Consider the following 16530-nt stretch of genomic DNA (forward strand, 5'->3'; position numbering starts at 1 on the left):
GTGGTTACTGAGCTCTCGCGGGACCCCTGGGGCTGGCAGACGCGGTTGGAGAGTTGGGTGCGGCGATCGATGCCGGCTGAGGCAGGATTGGAAGGGTTACGGTGTTTGCGGCCGTGGGGTCGTCGCGCAGGCGCAAAAAGAAGCCAGTTTTTGCGGGGCGGGGTAAGGTGAGTGAGGTACCGACGAAGCCCTCCGGAACCGTGGTGGGAGAGGTGAAGGCGGAGTCGGTGGCGATAGAGTCTACGAGATAGAGGCTGGAGCCGGTGACGGTGCAGGGTTGAGCGGTGTCCGCTGGGCAGTGAAGGTCTTTGAGGGTCGGTAGGCGGACAAGAGTGACCAATGGGAGCCAGTCGCCGGTGGTTCCGTCAGGAGAGACTGGACGAAGGCGGAGCGGACCAAAGGCGGAGGCGCCAAAGTCTTTGATGGGATCTAGTGTGGCCAGGATGGTGTGTGGGTTCTGAAGCACCAGATTGCCGGAGGCGACACTCAGGGTGGTGTGGAGGCTATCGTCGGCGTTCGCCACTTCGATCTTTCCGGTGCGGGGGAAGGGGACTATCGATTTGAGGGAGAAGGTGAGTTGCTGGTCGGCGGGCAGGTCGTCCTGATCGGCCAGGTGAATGGATGTCGTCGTCGATTGGCCGATGTTTTTGCTGAGGAGAGTGACAGAGGGACGTGCTGGGGAGACCGTGACCGGAAGGGTGAGGGTGCGGCCATCTTTGAGGGAGAAGCTCGCGTTGAGATGCTCGCCGACACGGAACTTAGGCGCCTGGCTGTTTGGCGGAAGGGTAAGACGGAGTTGGGTGTCGGAGTTTGAAGGTGCTGGCATTGGGGTCGCGGTGTCCTGATTGGACGGGGTGCTTGGCGGAGCTGGCGTGAAGACGAGGCTGTTGATGGTGAGCTGCTGGACCTGATCGAGGCTGGAGCCGGTAAGGTCCGCCGTGGTGTCACCGGCGTGGAACTCGAGGGAGGCGAGGCGCGCGGGTTCAGAGTACGTCCTGGCTGCGACGGTGTCGGCTTTCTCGTCGCCGAATTGCTTGATGGCGAGATGGAGGGAGCCTGGGTCGATGGATTTGAGGGAGACGGTGACATCGACCGCAGAGGGCTTGTCGGTAGGCTTCCACTTCGTTTCGATTAGTTTGCCCGTGCTGGTATCGAGAGAGATGATGTCGACACAAGCGGTGCCGGTGGAGCTCAACATGAGGTGGTTTTCGCGACCGGCAATAAGGACGTCATCCTCGGCGAGCTTCCAGTCTTTGCCCGGGGAATCCTGGAGTTTGAGGGTTGGACCCTTGAAGGCGTCGAAGCCCCAGAAGCCGGTGATGGTGCCGGTGATGGTGTTTGTGCCTGGATGCAGGGCTGGCTTAGAGGCTGTTTCTGCCGGATGGGATTCGGCTGCGGCGGGGCTTGCGGTTGGCCTGGAGTCGGTGTCTGACGTGAGGCTCGAATCGATAGGTAACGGCTTACGGGCGGGAAGGTGAGCGAGGACGAGACCGCCTCGAAAGGCGTCTGGAGTGACGGGAATGTCGGTACCGCCGTTGGGGCCGTCGAGGTGGAGGACGAGATCATGCGCCAGAGCTGTAGCGTAGACCAGAGGTGCGCCTTCAACGGGAAGGGCCACTTCGGGTTTCAGCAGGCAGGAGATGGCCTCAGGGTTGGGCGAGCGCAGAGGCGGGGGGACTGCAGCCTGAATTGCAGGAAGACCGATGACGATGACAGATTTGGGGTTGTTGAAGGAAGGTGGGGTGTTGAGGCGGAGGTTGAGGGCGTCACCGTCCGGGAAGGCAATGGCGGGGATGTACTGATATTTGGCGGTGTGGAGGGTGCTGGTAATGCGGATGAGGTCGACGATGGCGCCGACGTATGGGCTGTAGTTTCCGCCACCAGCGAGCCTGGTGTAGCTGGCCTGGTTGATGAGGTCGGAGTTGGATCCGTCGTTGAGCGCGTCGGCGACCGACTGCCCGTGGCCGTCGTCGAGGAGGGACTGATTTCCGGCCTGAGTGAGGCAGGTGGATTGGGTGTCGACGGGGCGCTTGAAGCAGTCTCCGTTGGGTTTGAGGTTGAGGGTGCGGGCGAGGAGGTCGGAGTGCTCGGCTAGTCCTTTGGCGTCATCGGGCGGGACGCGACGGATGGCGGCGAGATAAGTTTCGATGCGGGCTTGCTCGAAGCCGGATTCGATGAGGTCTTGAGACGCGCGGACGAAGATGCCAGGGCGGCCGCGAACCGCAGAGCGTAGGGTGCTGAAGTCTCCGCCGGTCTCAGGCGCGAGGAAGAGGATGACCTGCTGAGCCTCGGCGGGGACGGTGATGGTGACGCCCTCTTCGCGAACCTTTTTATTCCACGTCTGGATCTCATGAAACCAGTTGTCTGGCGGAGGGTTTGTGGTTCCGCGCAGGAAGGCGGCAACGAGGAGGTAGTGGACCGATTGCGTGGGGGGCAAGTCGGCGCGAAGCCAGATCTTGTCGCCTGGCTGGAGATTGGGAACCTGGGCGATGGGCAGGGTTTTGCCTGCGCGTGTAACGTGAACATCTACCTTGGGGCCAGCGAGGTCGAAGCGCGCGGGGTCAGCGGCGTGGAGCAGGGGAGAGCCCAGGAGGGCGGCAGCGAGAGTTCCAGCGAGGCGCAAACGGCGAAACACTTTTGCCATCATTCCATTTTAGACGGGAATGAGAAGGATACGGATGTCACTTAGAAGATGAATGTTTGCTGCTAGTTGCGAATGCGCGAAGAGAGATGGTCGCCTGCGACGACACCGTCGCGGATGGTGATGATTCGGTGGGCGTACTCGGCGATGTCGGGTTCGTGCGTGACGAGAACGATGGTGTTGCCATTTGAGTGGAGCTCGTCGAAGAGGGCCATGATCTCGTCACCGGTCTTGGAGTCGAGGTTGCCGGTGGGTTCGTCGGCGAGGATGATCGAGGGTTTGTTGACCAGGGCGCGGGCGATGGCGACGCGCTGACGTTGGCCGCCGGAGAGCTCATTGGGCTTGTGCATCATGCGGGTGCCGAGGCCTACCGACTCGAGGACACTCTTTGCACGCTCGGTACGTGCAGCGGCTGGTGTGCCGTTGTAGATGAGAGGCAGCTCGACGTTGTGGAGCGAGGTGGCGCGGGCGAGCAGGTTGAAAGTTTGGAAGACGAAGCCAATTTCTTTATTTCGAATGCGGGCGAGCTCATCGTCGTTCAGCTCGGAGACATCGTGGCCATTGAGCCAGTATCGGCCTTGTGAGGGGGAGTCCAGGCAGCCGATGAGGTTCATCAGGGTTGATTTGCCGGAGCCGGATGGGCCCATGATGGCAACGTACTCGTTGTGGCGAATGCGGAGGTTGACGCCGCGAAGGGCGTGCACCTGCTGGTCGCCCATCTCGTAGGTCTTCCAGAGATTGTCGGTGACGATGACGTCTCCTGGGGTAGGCCCGGAGGCGTTGCTGGTGCTGAGGTTGGATTCGACTGCAGTTTCGATGGCCATCCGGTTCTCCGTGCTCCTACGTGTTTCAGGATAGTACGTTTGGGGTGGTGGGATGGTTCCCGCGGTATTGATTGAGTCACTCCGAGAACAACAATTTTAGGACTTTCGCCGATATTTCAGATTTTTTTCTCATGACTTGTCAGAGTCACTTGAGGCTTCGACGCTGTTGTCTACTTTGACGGCGGTCCCGCTCTTTAGTGTTCGCAGGATTCGATAGCGGCCGGTGACGATCTCATCGCCGTCCTTCAAACCGCTAAGGACTTCTATGTCTGTGGCTCCCGTGACTCCGGTGGTGACTGGAACGAAGATCGCGCGCCGCTTTTTGTGGTCTGACTGGAGGACGTAAACCCCCTGTATCGGTTGCGGTTTTCGGCTAGGAGTGCTGGACGCGGAGACGGCAACGACGCTTCCTTTGCCCGCATTCTTTTCGAGTGCGGTTTCGACGGCCGGGTCACGCTGGACAAGCGCCTGGATGGGGATGGTTAGGGCATTCGGTTTGTGGGCGGTGGTGATCTTTGCTGTAGCGGAGAGGCCCGGGCGAAGCTCGTTGGTGGTCTGATCCAGGGTTACGACGACCTTGAAGTCCTTTGCTTCTTCTGTGCCGGTGGTGCTCTGGCTGGTGGCGACGCCGGTGGTGCGGAGGAGCGCCTGGTCACCCACCTCGGTGACGTGGCCCTTGAAGACGCGGCCGGGGAGGGCATCGACGGTGATGTCGGCTGGCTGGTTCATGGCGACATTGACGATGTCTGTCTCGTCGACCTTGACTTCGGCGGTGATGACGGACATATCGGCGAGGGTCATCAGGGTGGAACCTTCGGCATTCTGAATACCGAGAACGACGGTCTCGCCTTCGCGGACGGGAACGTTGGTGACAAGGCCGTCAAAGGGTGCGCGGCTAACCGTCTTGTCGAGGGCGTCGTAGTTGGCGCGCTGGCTGGCGACTGCCTGATTCATGTGGCCGCGTTGTGACTCGGTCTGCGCGGTGGCTTGTGCGAGAGCGGCCTGACGCTGGGCGAGGGTAGCGACAGCCATGTCGTATGCGGCTTTCTTGGCGTCGTAGTCCTGTTTCGCGATCAGCTTTTCGTTGTATAAAGACTCGGCGCGGCCGAAGTCGAGTTTCTTCTGTTCGAGATCGGCTTTGCCCTGGGCGATGTTTGCATCAGCGGTCTTTTCCGCGGCGATGTAGCTGGTGATATCGGTGCGGGAGGAGGCGATCGTTGCTTGTTGGGCAGCGACGGTGGCTTGAGGCTGAACGCTCTCAACCGTGGCGAGGGTCGTACCCGCCTTCACATGATCGCCTTCTTTCACGTAGAGGTGGGTGATGCGTCCGAAGGCTGTGGCGCCGATGTTGACATAGGTCTTCGGCTTGATCTGGCCGGTGCCGTTGACGACGGAGACCAGATCCTGATGAGCGGCCTTGGTGGTGGAGACTTTCGTAACGTTAGCCTGACCGTGAAGGATGGTGCCAACCACGATGCCTGCAAGGATCAGGACCGCAACGACGATCAAGAGGATTTTCTTTATGCTCATTGCCGCTTTCTATCGCACCTCCGCGGTCAGGCAGAGGTGGTTGGGAGTCGGTGCTTGCTAAGACAGTACGGAAGTGGACGAGGTTGCGTTCCGCAATCCTTTCCAAAACCTGAATCAGATCACTTTACGAGAGAGTACGCAAAAGCCTGCAACTATCCGGGATAGAGACCTATGGACTTGCCCGGGATCAGGAGCGATGATATCAGGGGCGGCCTAGAGTCTCCTCTTGTAACGAAGGTGTAACCGCTCTACAATGTTGGTTGGTAACAGGAGTGCACCCCTTCTCTATGACGACTTCTCGGCGCTTGGTATCCGGCACGACCCTATTTTTGTTGGTCCTAATGGGGGGGCGTCTTTTGACTGCCCAGGAAACACCCAGCGATTCCGCCCAGACTGACGGTGTGACGAGAGGGCCGGTGACGGTGGAGAAGCCGGATCCGCTGAAGCGTCCTCTAAGCGATAAAGAGAGGCGTGACCAGCAGAAGGCTCTGAAGGCTGAGTTAAAGGGTGTTTACAAGAAGTGGGTGGATGAGGATGTTCGCTGGATCATCACAGATCAGGAGCTGCAGGCGTTCAAGAGCTTGAGCAACGATGAGGAGCGCGACCAGTTTATAGAGAACTTCTGGCTGCGTCGCAATCCGAATCCTGACTCACCAGAGAACGAGTTTCGCGAGGAGCACTACGCGCGCATCGCCTATGCGAACGACCACTTCGCCGCCGGCAAACCTGGTTGGAGAACAGATCGCGGTCATATCTACATCGCCTACGGTAAGGCGGACAGCATCGACTCGCACCCCAGCGGCGGCAGTTACGAGCGTCCGATTGAAGAAGGCGGCGGAAACACCTCTACGTTCCCGTTTGAGATCTGGCACTACAGGTATCTGGAGGGTATCGGGGACAATATCGATATCGAGTTTGTCGACACCTGCATGTGCGGCGACTATCACATGACGATCGACCGCTCTGAGAAAGATGCGTTGAAGCATGTTCCGGGCGCCGGTCAGACGATGTATGAGCAGACGGGGCAGTCGAAACAGGCAGACCGTTTTTCAGGCGGCGGACTCGAGCAGCTTGGAGCCGGGCCGTTATCGTCCCAGAACCAAAGCAAACAGTTTGATCGACTGGACCGATTCGCCAAGCTGATGGCTCCCCCTGAGATCAAGTTCAAAGACCTCGAGTCGTTTATGACGACTTCGAAGATTTTGACTGGGCCGCCGTTTCTATTTGATGTTCGGACCGACTACGTCAAGGTGACTAACGATACGATTCTGGTTCCTGTAACCTTGCAGATTAAAAACGGTGACATTACCTTCACCAATAAAGACGGCGTCGCGATGGGCACGGTGAACATTCTAGGACGCGTTTCAAATTTGAATCACAAGGCGATACAGACCTTTGAAGATACGGTCAGTGTGCAGGTGCCGAGCGAGCTGCTCGGGCGCAAGCGGGCTGATCAGTCGGTCTATTGGAAGTCGCTGCCACTGCGTCCTGGGCTTTACAAGATCGATATTGTCATCAAGGATGTCAATAATCCCGACCACATTGGCAGGTGGCAGCGCAGTTTGAACGTGCCAGCCTACGACGACGACCGCCTTGCTTCGTCTTCCTTGATTCTGGCTTCTTCGATGGAGAGGGTTCCGTCAAAGGATATCGGTGCGGGGAACTTCATCATTGGCGACACCCACATTACTCCACGTGTACCTACTGGAATCGGAGTTCCGGTTACGTTTCATCGAGCGCAGAATCTTAACTTCTGGATGCAGGTTTATAACCTCGGAATTGACGAGAAGAGTAAGCAGAATGGTGCGACGATCGAGTATCAGATCTTAGATGTGGCTACGAATAAAGCCATTCTTGAGACGCAGGAGTTGACCACGAAGACCAACCCCAACGCGGATCAGGTTACGATTGAAAAGAGTTTGCCGCTGGCGAGTCTTCAGCCCGGTAAGTATCAGGTCAACATCAAAGTAAATGATGGAATAACGAAGCAGCAGATCGCAGAATCTGCGCCGTTTATCGTAGATTAGACAGGTGCAGTTTTAGAACATGGTTATGCAGATGCCAATTCGCGATAACCAGTCACCTCGCACTCTGTAACGCCGTCCCCTAATTTTCTGGGTGCGGAATTGTTGGACAGCCATTCGACGCGCAGGACGGTTTTACTGTGCAACGACCCCAGGTGAAGATCGCGCTTCTGCCGCTGATGCTGCTCCTTGCAGCTACCAGCGTTGCTATGGGCCAAGGTGCGGCTGTCTCAGGGGTGGTTCGCGACGCACAGGGAGTGGCACAACTGGGTGCCCTGGTTCAAGTCATAGCGGCAGATTCTGCCATGGCTGGGACTGCTTTTACCGACCTCCACGGCCGCTATTTCATTGCGCATCTGCTTCCGGGCCAATATGAGGTCCGTGCGAGCGCGGCGCTGTTTGTTCCGGCGATGCGGGGCAACCTGCAGCTTCAGTCGGGAGCACAGGCGATTGTCAATCTCACTCTGAGCACCCTCTTCGAATCGACTGCATGGCTTCCAGCCGAGCGTCGGAAGGCGGACGAGCCGGATGACGATTGGAAGTGGACTTTGCGGTCAGTCGCCAATCGCCCTATCCTTCGGCTGGCTGAAGATGGGGACGTGATCATGGTCTCGTCAAGCGTTCGTGAGACACCTAAGCGTGCTGAAAGAGTGCGTGCCGAGGTTATGGCCGGCGATGGCGGCTTTGGGAGCAGCGGAGTTCATAATGTTTTTGCGTTCGACCGGGTGCTCGACGACGGGGCTGGGTTGACCTTGCGGGCGGATATTGGGACGCAGCCTGGGGCACCCTCAGCCGGGCAATCCACTGAGGTTGCGACGGGCTATGGAATGCAGCTTGGGATGGGCGGCGCGGCGCGGACGGTATTGAGCTATCAAGCGCATCCCGAAGTTCTGGGGCCGGATGGATCCTCTGGTCTGCAAGTCGTGCAGTTGGCCAGCGGACAGAAGATGCAGCTTGGAGATCTGGTTGACGTGGAAGCGGGGGGCACCGTGTATGTCGCTCGGACCTCCGGATATACCTCCGGATCACGGCCGTTCCTGAAGGTAACGGCTCACCCTACCGAGAATTGGAGCGTTGGCTATCGGATGGCCACGTCGCAGGACCTGCAGTCGTTTGCAGGGCTCGATACGGTGAAACGCGAGCTGCCAGTTGCGGTGATCTATCAAGGGAAGGTACAGACCGAGGGTGGGCTACACCAGGAGTTTACGGTTGGCCGGAAGACAGGCCGCGGAATGGTACAAGTTGCGTTTTACAGTGACTCTTTGAACCGGGTGGCGGTCTCAGGTGGCGGTGCGTTGACTGCGGGTGACGTTGCTCAGACAGGGCAGAACGGCGCGAGTGGGATTATCGCCGACTCGACGACGGGGAACTTCCGGTTTTTGAATGCGGGCTACAACGCAAGGGGCCTGAATGTAATGTTGACTGAGCCACTGACGACGAACCTTTGGGTCGCGGTAGAGTACGGTACTGGGGCCGGGCTTGGCGCGAAAGATGGGGCTTCCGTCGGCCTGCCTGGGACTGGATCTGATCTGGCGCCTGTGAGTGCCCGGACTGCAACGGTCGCTTTGAAGGGCCGAGTGCTGCGTAGTGGAACGGCGATTCGAGCAGCCTATCGCTGGCAGCCGACGCGATTGGTAACTGCGGTTGATCCCTACGCGCCGTTCAGTGACCAGGCATATTTCAGCTGCTATCTGCGGCAGGCTTTGCGACTGGGGCATCTCTTACCGCCGGGGCTCGATGCTACTGTTGATGTCACGAATCTCCTGGCGCAGGGGTATCGACCGTTCCTGTCGGCGGATGGACAGACCTTGTTCCTTGCTCAATCGCCTCGGACAGTTCAGGCGGGGCTTGCGTTCACGTTTTAAGCCGCGCTTCGTTCTCATTCCTTTATTTCGATCCAGATAGCATGAACCGAACAACGTACTCCGGGGTCGAATCCTTGCCTGGTGCCGAAATCTCTTTGGCTCCAGGCGGGATCGTATGAGTTGGAACCTCTCCAGCATCTCCTCTCAAGTGCCCGATGTAGAGAAGTGCGTTCGTAAGATGACGCAGGAGGGGCAGAATACCGACTCATTTCAGCTTACCGTTCGTACTTATTGACCCAGTTGACCTCCCAGGTCTTTCCGCCATCGTCAGAGAATGCCTGTTCGGATTGTGCGGTGTCTGGGGTGATCTTCCAGATGGAAAACCGTACAAGCACGGATCTGCCGTTGATGAGCTCGTAGTCATAGAAGTCGCCATGCCCGTTTTTGTACTCGCCGACACCTGGAATACCAAGCGTGCCAACGTTTGGGGTTGCGAAGTCGAGGTTCCACTCGCGCGTGGCTGGGTTGAACCAACGCAGGGATAGGAGTTCGATGTGACCTGCAGGACCGTCCGCTTTGTACTCCGCTAGATTGGCGCGGCCATTCCAAACCTTCTTGATCACAGATCCTCCGTCCATGTCGGCCCACGTCGTCGATCCCGTGAGGGGATGCAGAAGGCGAGAGGAGTGGGTCTTCCAAGTGCCGAAGTCAAAGTCGAAGTCGTGTTGTCCGTCCTCTACGGACGTGGTCTTCGCATCCTTGTTCGCATCAGCGATGGGAATGTCGGGGGCAGTCGATTGCGTTTCCTGCGTCAGGTCTGCCGTGAAAGCTGCTGCCCAAGTCGCGCCACCATCGTTCGAGTAGGATTCTTCGTAACGATGAGAACCCGGCTTGATGTTAGACCACACTCCACGAACCAGGATTGATTTGTCGTGGAATGTGTCCTGGGAGAAGAGCTCGCCGCGTCCGTCTTTGAACGAACCGATCGTCGGCGTATTCAAAACGCCCATCTTGCTGTCGATGAAGGTCTGGCTCCATTGATGAGAGTGGGGATTATAAAGAAACAGGGTTAGTCCCTCCCAATGTCCGTTGGGACCGTCGGCCTCGATCTCCTCCAGTTGCGCGCGACCGTCCCAGACTTTTCTTACTGTGACTGTTCCGTTGAGTTCGACTGACTTGGACGAGCCTGAGAAAGGATCGAGGACTCTCCTGATATGGGTATGCCATACTCCGAAGTTGAAATCGAAGTCGTGTTGTCCGTCTCGCAACGAACTAGTCTGGGGCGTAGGGTCGGCTACCTGGGCCATCAGGAAAGACGCTAGATCCGGCCGCCAGTCAAAACCACAGATCAGAAGACAGATGGCAGCGATGCGAAGCTTGATGCCCCGTGTGTTTGTGGGAAGCTGCCGTTTCGCCGTTCCGAGTATCTTAGCCGGGACGATAAGAGGACGAATGATTGGTGTTCTGGTCTCGTTCATGCGAGCAGTGTAGGCTTGTTTCCACGTTGAGCATTCCACTTATGACACACGGATTTTCAAAGAAAAATCAAAGCTCAGTGGAGTATGCGTACCGGTTCGGCGATTTCGAACTGCATCCGGACGAGCGTCTCCTAAAGAAAGCTCGCGTTCCGGTTCCGCTTCAACCTAAAGCCTTTGACGCGCTCCTCTGTCTAATACGGAGGGCCGGACGCCTGGTTAGCAAACAAGAGCTGATTGAGACGCTCTGGCCATCCGTGCATGTGAGTGAATCAAACCTTACCAACACGATCGTAAACCTGAGAAAGATTATTGGTCGCGATACGATTCGCACCGTTTCGAAGCATGGCTATCGATTTGAGCTGGCTGTTACGGGGGAACCGGGTGTAGCGCAAGCGACGTATGAGAGGTTCACTCGCGCAAAAGAGCTGACCATTCAACGATCTTTGGAGTCGATGCAGCTTGCGCGCGACCTGTACTGGACCTGTCTTGCGGTGGATCCCAGCTTTGCGCCTGCGTGGGCGTGGCTGGGTCGATGCTGCTGGTTCCTTGATAAATTCAGCAGCAGCTCTTCAGTAAATCTGGAGCTGGCGCATGCCGCATTTCAGCGGGCGTTCGCTCTTGATCCGGACCTAGCCTGCGCGCACCAGTTCTATACCTTGATTCAGGTAGACACTGGACATGCGAATGAAGCATTGGATCGGCTGCTGGAACGGTTGCGGCGCCATCCTGGAGAACCGGAATCGTTTACCAGTTTGGTCCAAGTATTCCGATTTCGAGGACTGCTCCAGCAGTCGGTTAAAGCACACCACCGAGGAGTCGAGCTGGACCCGGCGCTTGTGACGAGCGTGGCTCATACGCTGTTTCTTTCCGGCGAATATGCCTCTGCCATTGAGCATTACAGCGGAAGGGCTGCCTACTATCTCGACGCGGCAGCCTGGGCGGCTCTGGGAAATCGAAGACGGGCGATTAGTCTCTTGCGCGATCGACTGAACGGAATGGCGTTATCGAAATTAATGGTTGCTCTTATGAGCTCGCTGTTGGCTGTTCTCGAAGGCAGGACGAGTGAAGCTGTCCAGCTGATGGAGACTGCGGATACAACTCGCGAACCCGAAATTCTCGTTTATTTTGCGCGACACTATGGCCGGCTCAAGATGACGGACCTAGCTGTAGAAGCTATAAAGCAGGCGGCGCAGTCAGGGTTTGTTTGCGCAACCGCCACTCTGAGTTCCGACCCATGGTTGAGTGCAGTGCGAAAACATCCAGAGTTTAACTCCCTGCTGCACAATGCGGAGACTTTCGTTGAAGAATCGCGATCGAGCCTCGCGGCGTTTTCTAAGAGCTGGCTGTCTTGACGCTCTGTCAGATCGGAAGATCCGCGCATCTGCCGCAGAATTTTTGAGTGTATTTGCGTATGATGTGTCTCTGTTCGTTTCGACGCTGAAAGGTTGATACCGAACAGGAGGAGGCTTGGTTTGCGAGTTGCTCTGATGACACGGGAGTATCCCCCAAATGTTTACGGCGGGGCCGGAGTTCATGTGGAATATCTCAGCCGCGAGTTGGCCAGGACGATCGACATCGAGGTCTATTGCTGGGGAAATCAATCGGTCGATGAAGGGAACTTGCATGTTCATGGTGCAGAACCATGGTCGGAGATCACAAATGGCACAGAGGGAAAGTACAAGACGGCCCTTGAGGCGTTGAGTCTCAATCTCGCACAGGTGAAGTCGCTGGCGGCGATCGATGTGGTGCATACGCACACGTGGTACGTATCGATGGCAGGATTTTTTGCCAAGAAGCTCTTCAACGTTCCGTTCGTCCTGACCACGCACAGCCTGGAACCTTTGCGTGGATGGAAGGCGGAGCAGCTGGGCAGTGGGTATGCGATGAGCTCTTGGATGGAACGTACCGCGATCTTGGATGCCGATGCGGTGATCGCTGTGTCGAAGGGAACAAAAGAAGATATCCTTCGTTCTTATCCTGAGATCAACCCGGAACGCATTCACGTTATCTATAACGGGATTGATCTGAAGGAGTATCAGAAGACTTCGGACACGTCGGCGCTCATCAAGTATGGAGTTGATCCGATGGTGCCTTACGTTTTGTTCGTCGGGCGAATTACTCGGCAGAAGGGTGTTACGCATCTCGTCGAGGCGATCCCTCATCTGCCGAAGGGAACACAGGTTGTGCTTTGCGCAGGCGCGCCGGACACACCGGAGATTGCGGCCGAGATGCGCGAAAAGGTTGAGGCAGTCAGTAAGATAAATCCGCACGTAGTATGGATCGAGAAGATGGTGACCAAGCCGGAGGCGATCCAGCTTTACAGTAACGCGGCTGTTTTTTGTTGCCCTTCTGTCTACGAACCATTTGGCATTATCAATCTGGAGGCGATGGCCTGCCACGCTCCGGTAGTGGCGAGTGCGACCGGGGGGATTCTTGAGGTCGTGATAGACGGGGTAACGGGTTCTCTGGTGTCGTTCGAGCAAGATCCGGTGACTACGTTTCCCTCGAATCCAGAGAAGTTTTCGCGTGATCTGGCAGAGAAGATATCCGACTTGCTCGCTGATCCTGAGAAGGCTAAGAGGTTTGGGGAGGCTGGCCGCAGACGTGTAGAAGAGACCTTTGCCTGGTCGGCGATCGCAGAGCAGACGATCGATCTTTACCGAAAGCTTATCCGCGAACGCAGCTAGGCAATTCATCGAAGTAATTTCGTTGATCCTTGTTACATAACAATCTAGAACACGAAACTGCCGAGCTGATATTTGGTTGGCGACTCTGAAGGTGGGATGAGCGGAGATTCCAGAAGAATTAATGTTGGCCTGGTCGGCTATGGTTATGCAGGAAAGACCTTTCACGCACCGCTAATTCGTGCGGTTCCGGGGCTTGCGTTGAGAATGGTGGGCTCAAGCAGGCCTGAGATTGTGCGGAAGGACCTGGGTGAGATCACGGTTTGTTCTCCCGCGGAGGTGGCGATACATCCCAATGTCGATCTGGTGGTGATCGCGAGCCCTAACGACAGCCATTATCCGCTTGCTTCGGCTGCGTTGCGCGCGGGTAAGGATGTGGTGGTCGACAAGCCGTTCACGGTGACACTCGCCGAAGCGCGCTCTCTGCTGCAAATTGCAGAGGAGCAGGGAAGAATGATTTCGGTGTTTCACAATCGCCGATGGGAGAGCGAGATTCAGGCCACACGTGCGGTGCTGCAGTCGGGCCTGCTTGGTGTGGTCTCACACTATGAGTGCCACATGGACCGCTATCGGCCTCACGTTCGTCAGCGCTGGCGCGAGGATATGGGTCCAGGTGCGGGGTTGTGGTTTGATCTGGGGCCACATCTAATCGATCAGGCGCTTTATCTCTTCGGCCTCCCACAATCTATTAGCGCGAGCTTTGCCACTCTGCGCGAAGGCGGAAAGACAGACGACTGGGCTCATGTTCAGCTGAACTATGAGAGCATGCGTACGATACTTCATGCGTCCTTGCTGGTCTCGAAAGGCGGTCCAAGGTCGATTGTGCATGGGACAAGAGGGAGCTGGATGAAGTACGGTGCAGATGTGCAGGAGACACAGTTGAAGGAAGGCATGGTGCCTGGCAGTCCCGGCTTCGGCTACGACCCTGACCCGGGCCTTCTGTACGATGGCGAGATGGGCATGCGCACAGAGATTCCCGCACCGCCGGGCAACCAGCAGATGTACTACATGCAGATCAGGGACGCGATGCTTGGAGGGCAACAAGCTTCGATTCCGGCGATCGATGCGGTTGCGGTGATGGCTGTGCTGGAGACAACATTTCGCTCGGCCGAGCAGGGAAGAGTGCTGCTGCTCCCGATGAGCCTAGGCGAGATTGCTCAGTGGCGTGGAGCTCATCCTACCCTTTAGCGACGCGAATCTGACGTTGAATTAAACGGGTTCGAAAAGTGTAGTGATACTGAGTGGCTTGGGGACCTCTGCTGCCAATGTGGGGGCGTGGAGATGTCCGTAGACAGGTCTGCTGTAAAGCACAGCACGCTGTTGAGCGTATCACTTACAACGAGGAGAGTATCGCGCTCTGCTGTCATGGCGACGGATCTTCCGGAGTGCTGGGGCCGACTCTGAGCTGTTGATCATGCACCGGGATTATATCTAGTGCAAAAGTAGTGCAATTCGCTCCCTGCACTCTGTGAGTTGTTGACTTGCATGGTAGTTAAAGGTGGTGGACGCGGTAGGGATCGAACCTACGACCAGTCGATTAAGAGTCGAATGCTCTACCAACTGAGCTACGCGTCCTTTAGTTTTTTACTCCTGGAGAAGGAGATCGGTGAGAGTCTTTGCATGGGGTGTTGTAGACAGGACTCAATCAGGCGACTTATTAAAGATAACACAGCTTGCAGCGTAAAACAGGCCTGCAAGCTGTGAGTTGGATGAAAGTATCTGCGCAGCGCGCTGGCGCTGAGTGCTTGTGAACTGGCCGGTCTAGCCGACGAAGTCTACGCTGGCGCGGTGGGGAATGATGCCGCGGTCGTAGCCCATGGCGAGAAGTTTGCGAATGGCGTCCTTGCCGTCTTCGCCGTAGTTCAGGGTGCGCTCGTTGACGTACATGCCGACGAAGCGATTGGCGAGGGTGGGGTCGAGGTCGCGGGCGAACTGCATGGCGTAGGCTAAGGCCTCTTCGCGGTTGTCGAGTGCGTGCTGGATGCTGTCGCGCAAGGCGTTGGTGGTGGTGAGGAGAGCCTCGGCGCCGAGGGAGCGGCGGATGGCATTGCCGCCGAGAGGGAGGGGTAGGCCAGTCTGGTCGCGCCACCACTGGCCGAGGTCGAGGAGCTTGATGAGGCCATCGTTAGCGTAGGTGAGTTGGCCTTCGTGGATGATGAGGCCAGCGGCGAACTCGCCTGCGACGACGGCGGGGATGATCTTGTCGAAGGGGACGGTGACGGTTTCGATCTCGGGCGCGAAGAGCTTGAGCGTGAGATAGGCGGTAGTGAGGGTGCCGGGGACCGCGATACGCGTCTTCTTGACTTCGTCGAGCGAGAGCTTGCGGGGGGCGACGATCATGGGGCCGTAGCCTTCGCCGACACTGCCGCCGCAGGACATGAGGGTGTAGTTGTCCTGCAGGTAGGGGTAGGCGTGGAAGGAGATGGCGGTGACGTCGTAGAAGGCCTCGTTGATGGCGCGGTGATTAAGGGTCTCGATGTCGGTGAGGGTGTGGGTGAATTTGTAGCCGGGGACTCGAACCTTATTGGTGGCGAGGCCATAGAACATAAAGGCGTCGTCGGAGTCGGGGCTGTGGGCGATGCTGATTTCCTGGATTGCGGTGGTTGCGGTGGTCATGATGCTTCCTTCGGTGTTCGTTATGCGTGTGTGATGCGCAGTGGTGAGTGGCTCTGCGTCAAGTTTGGGTTGCTTGCGGCTGATGGGTCGCGTTAGGACTTGCGCCATCGTTTGATTGAGCTGAAGATACCGGCGGCCGCGGTGATCTTGACGATCTCGCCGGGAAGGAATGGGGCGATGGCCATGGTCCAGGTGGCGGCGGCGCTGGTGTGGAGGAGATGGGCTAGCCAGCCTGCTCCGAAGATGAAGATAGGTGCGCTGGCGAGGGTTGCGGCTACAAGGCCTGCACGGAAAGGGGTGGTGATGCGCTGCATGGCTCTGACAGCCCAGCCGGCGGTTGCCGCGGCCAAGGGGTAGGAGAAGAGGTAGCCTGCGTTGGGCCCGAGCAGGTGAGCGATGCCACCGATGCTGTGGGGCGTGAAGACGGGGAGGCCCATCGCGCCTTCGGCTAGATAGAGGACCATTGCGGAGAAGCCAGCTACGGGACCGAGCAGCATGCCGACGAGGATGACGGCGAAGTTCTGCAGGGTGAGGGGCACGGGCGTGAAGGGAAGTGGGAGAGAGATGTGAGCGCAGATGGCTACGAAGGCACTCGCTGCGATGGTGAGGATGACTTTGCCGGAGAGAGATTCCTGAAGCGATCCGGTGCGGTGGGTGAGACCGAGTTGAGAGGAGGTGGCGGATTGCATGCGGAGATCCTTTCGCTGCTATTGCTTTAGTGTTTTGTGCTGCGGTTGAAGTGTTGGGGTTGGGGCCAGACTGCACGTTCCACACAAGAAGGATAACAAGGTGGTTGGGTTCGTGCAGATTATTCGGTCATCAGCATGGATACGGAAGATGTGGACTTCAGTTTTCAGCCTTTTAGCAGAAGCCGGTATGAAGTAGGTACGTGCCTGGGGGAATTGGGGATTTCCACTTGACGGTGCGA

Annotated in this window: 11 protein-coding genes and 1 tRNA gene; 5 read left to right on the plus strand and 7 right to left on the minus strand. The window is 57.4% G+C overall.

What is annotated here, in order from left to right; all coding sequences use genetic code 11:
* Positions 1-4: 4 nt before the first annotated feature.
* The 3 genes from RBB75_RS16840 to RBB75_RS16850 form a co-directional block, all read right to left on the minus strand.
* Entirely contained in the window at positions 5-2644 is a 2640-nt protein-coding gene (locus tag RBB75_RS16840) for a hypothetical protein (RefSeq protein WP_373563175.1), read from the minus strand.
* 62 nt (positions 2645-2706) lie between these two features.
* On the minus strand, positions 2707-3465 hold the full coding sequence (locus RBB75_RS16845) for an ABC transporter ATP-binding protein (RefSeq protein ID WP_306459670.1): 759 nt from the start codon (positions 3463-3465) through the stop codon (positions 2707-2709).
* A gap of 129 nt (positions 3466-3594) precedes the next feature.
* The gene (locus tag RBB75_RS16850; RefSeq protein WP_179637833.1) at positions 3595-4995 is read right to left on the minus strand and encodes an efflux RND transporter periplasmic adaptor subunit; all 1401 of its coding nucleotides are present in this window, start codon (positions 4993-4995) and stop codon (positions 3595-3597) included.
* Between the two features lie 287 nt (positions 4996-5282).
* Here RBB75_RS16850 and RBB75_RS16855 point away from each other — a divergent pair, with 287 nt between their 5' ends.
* Together RBB75_RS16855 and RBB75_RS16860 are read left to right on the plus strand one after the other, a co-directional pair.
* Entirely contained in the window at positions 5283-7022 is a 1740-nt protein-coding gene (locus RBB75_RS16855) for a GWxTD domain-containing protein (RefSeq protein WP_179637834.1), read from the plus strand.
* Positions 7023-7159: 137 nt separating this feature from the next.
* Positions 7160-8884 (plus strand): carboxypeptidase-like regulatory domain-containing protein, encoded by a 1725-nt coding sequence (locus tag RBB75_RS16860; protein ID WP_353068733.1) that lies wholly within the window; start codon positions 7160-7162, stop codon positions 8882-8884.
* 215 nt (positions 8885-9099) lie between these two features.
* On the opposite strand, the gene RBB75_RS16865 is transcribed toward RBB75_RS16860, so the two are convergent.
* The gene (locus RBB75_RS16865; RefSeq protein WP_179637836.1) at positions 9100-10302 is read right to left on the minus strand and encodes a DUF1579 family protein; all 1203 of its coding nucleotides are present in this window, start codon (positions 10300-10302) and stop codon (positions 9100-9102) included.
* Between the two features lie 41 nt (positions 10303-10343).
* On the opposite strand from RBB75_RS16865, the gene RBB75_RS16870 reads away from it, so the two are divergent.
* The 3 genes from RBB75_RS16870 to RBB75_RS16880 all read left to right on the plus strand — a co-directional run bounded on the left by RBB75_RS16870 (position 10344) and on the right by RBB75_RS16880 (position 14174).
* Positions 10344-11654 (plus strand): winged helix-turn-helix domain-containing protein, encoded by a 1311-nt coding sequence (locus RBB75_RS16870; protein ID WP_257031061.1) that lies wholly within the window; start codon positions 10344-10346, stop codon positions 11652-11654.
* Between the two features lie 120 nt (positions 11655-11774).
* On the plus strand, positions 11775-12989 hold the full coding sequence (glgA, locus tag RBB75_RS16875; protein WP_353068734.1) for a glycogen synthase: 1215 nt from the start codon (positions 11775-11777) through the stop codon (positions 12987-12989).
* Between the two features lie 96 nt (positions 12990-13085).
* Positions 13086-14174, plus strand: coding sequence for an oxidoreductase (locus RBB75_RS16880; protein ID WP_179637838.1), 1089 nt, complete (start codon positions 13086-13088; stop codon positions 14172-14174).
* A gap of 311 nt (positions 14175-14485) precedes the next feature.
* Here the strand turns inward: RBB75_RS16880 and RBB75_RS16885 are convergent.
* The 3 genes from RBB75_RS16885 to RBB75_RS16895 all read right to left on the minus strand — a co-directional run bounded on the left by RBB75_RS16885 (position 14486) and on the right by RBB75_RS16895 (position 16291).
* Positions 14486-14561, minus strand: a tRNA-Lys gene (locus tag RBB75_RS16885).
* A 186-nt stretch (positions 14562-14747) separates the two neighbouring features.
* Positions 14748-15602, minus strand: a complete 855-nt coding sequence (locus tag RBB75_RS16890; RefSeq protein WP_179637839.1) for a menaquinone biosynthesis family protein — start codon at positions 15600-15602, stop codon at positions 14748-14750.
* 92 nt (positions 15603-15694) lie between these two features.
* Positions 15695-16291: a biotin transporter BioY gene (locus RBB75_RS16895; RefSeq protein WP_179637840.1), complete on the minus strand. Its 597-nt coding sequence runs from the start codon at positions 16289-16291 to the stop codon at positions 15695-15697.
* Positions 16292-16530: the final 239 nt, after the last annotated feature.

This window comes from Tunturibacter empetritectus (genome assembly GCF_040358985.1).
GTDB classification, from domain to species: domain Bacteria; phylum Acidobacteriota; class Terriglobia; order Terriglobales; family Acidobacteriaceae; genus Edaphobacter; species Edaphobacter empetritectus.

Excerpts from the sequence above, each read along its gene's own strand:
- RBB75_RS16840 (WP_373563175.1), bottom strand. The coding sequence starts at position 2,644 with ATGGCAAAAGTGTTTCGCCGTTTGCGCCTCGCTGGAACTCTCGCTGCC.
- RBB75_RS16845 (WP_306459670.1), bottom strand. The coding sequence starts at position 3,465 with ATGGCCATCGAAACTGCAGTCGAATCCAACCTCAGCACCAGCAACGCC.
- RBB75_RS16850 (WP_179637833.1), bottom strand. The coding sequence starts at position 4,995 with ATGAGCATAAAGAAAATCCTCTTGATCGTCGTTGCGGTCCTGATCCTT.
- RBB75_RS16855 (WP_179637834.1), top strand. The coding sequence starts at position 5,283 with ATGACGACTTCTCGGCGCTTGGTATCCGGCACGACCCTATTTTTGTTG.
- RBB75_RS16865 (WP_179637836.1), bottom strand. The coding sequence starts at position 10,302 with ATGAACGAGACCAGAACACCAATCATTCGTCCTCTTATCGTCCCGGCT.
- RBB75_RS16870 (WP_257031061.1), top strand. The coding sequence starts at position 10,344 with ATGACACACGGATTTTCAAAGAAAAATCAAAGCTCAGTGGAGTATGCG.
- RBB75_RS16880 (WP_179637838.1), top strand. The coding sequence starts at position 13,086 with ATGAGCGGAGATTCCAGAAGAATTAATGTTGGCCTGGTCGGCTATGGT.
- RBB75_RS16890 (WP_179637839.1), bottom strand. The coding sequence starts at position 15,602 with ATGACCACCGCAACCACCGCAATCCAGGAAATCAGCATCGCCCACAGC.
- RBB75_RS16895 (WP_179637840.1), bottom strand. The coding sequence starts at position 16,291 with ATGCAATCCGCCACCTCCTCTCAACTCGGTCTCACCCACCGCACCGGA.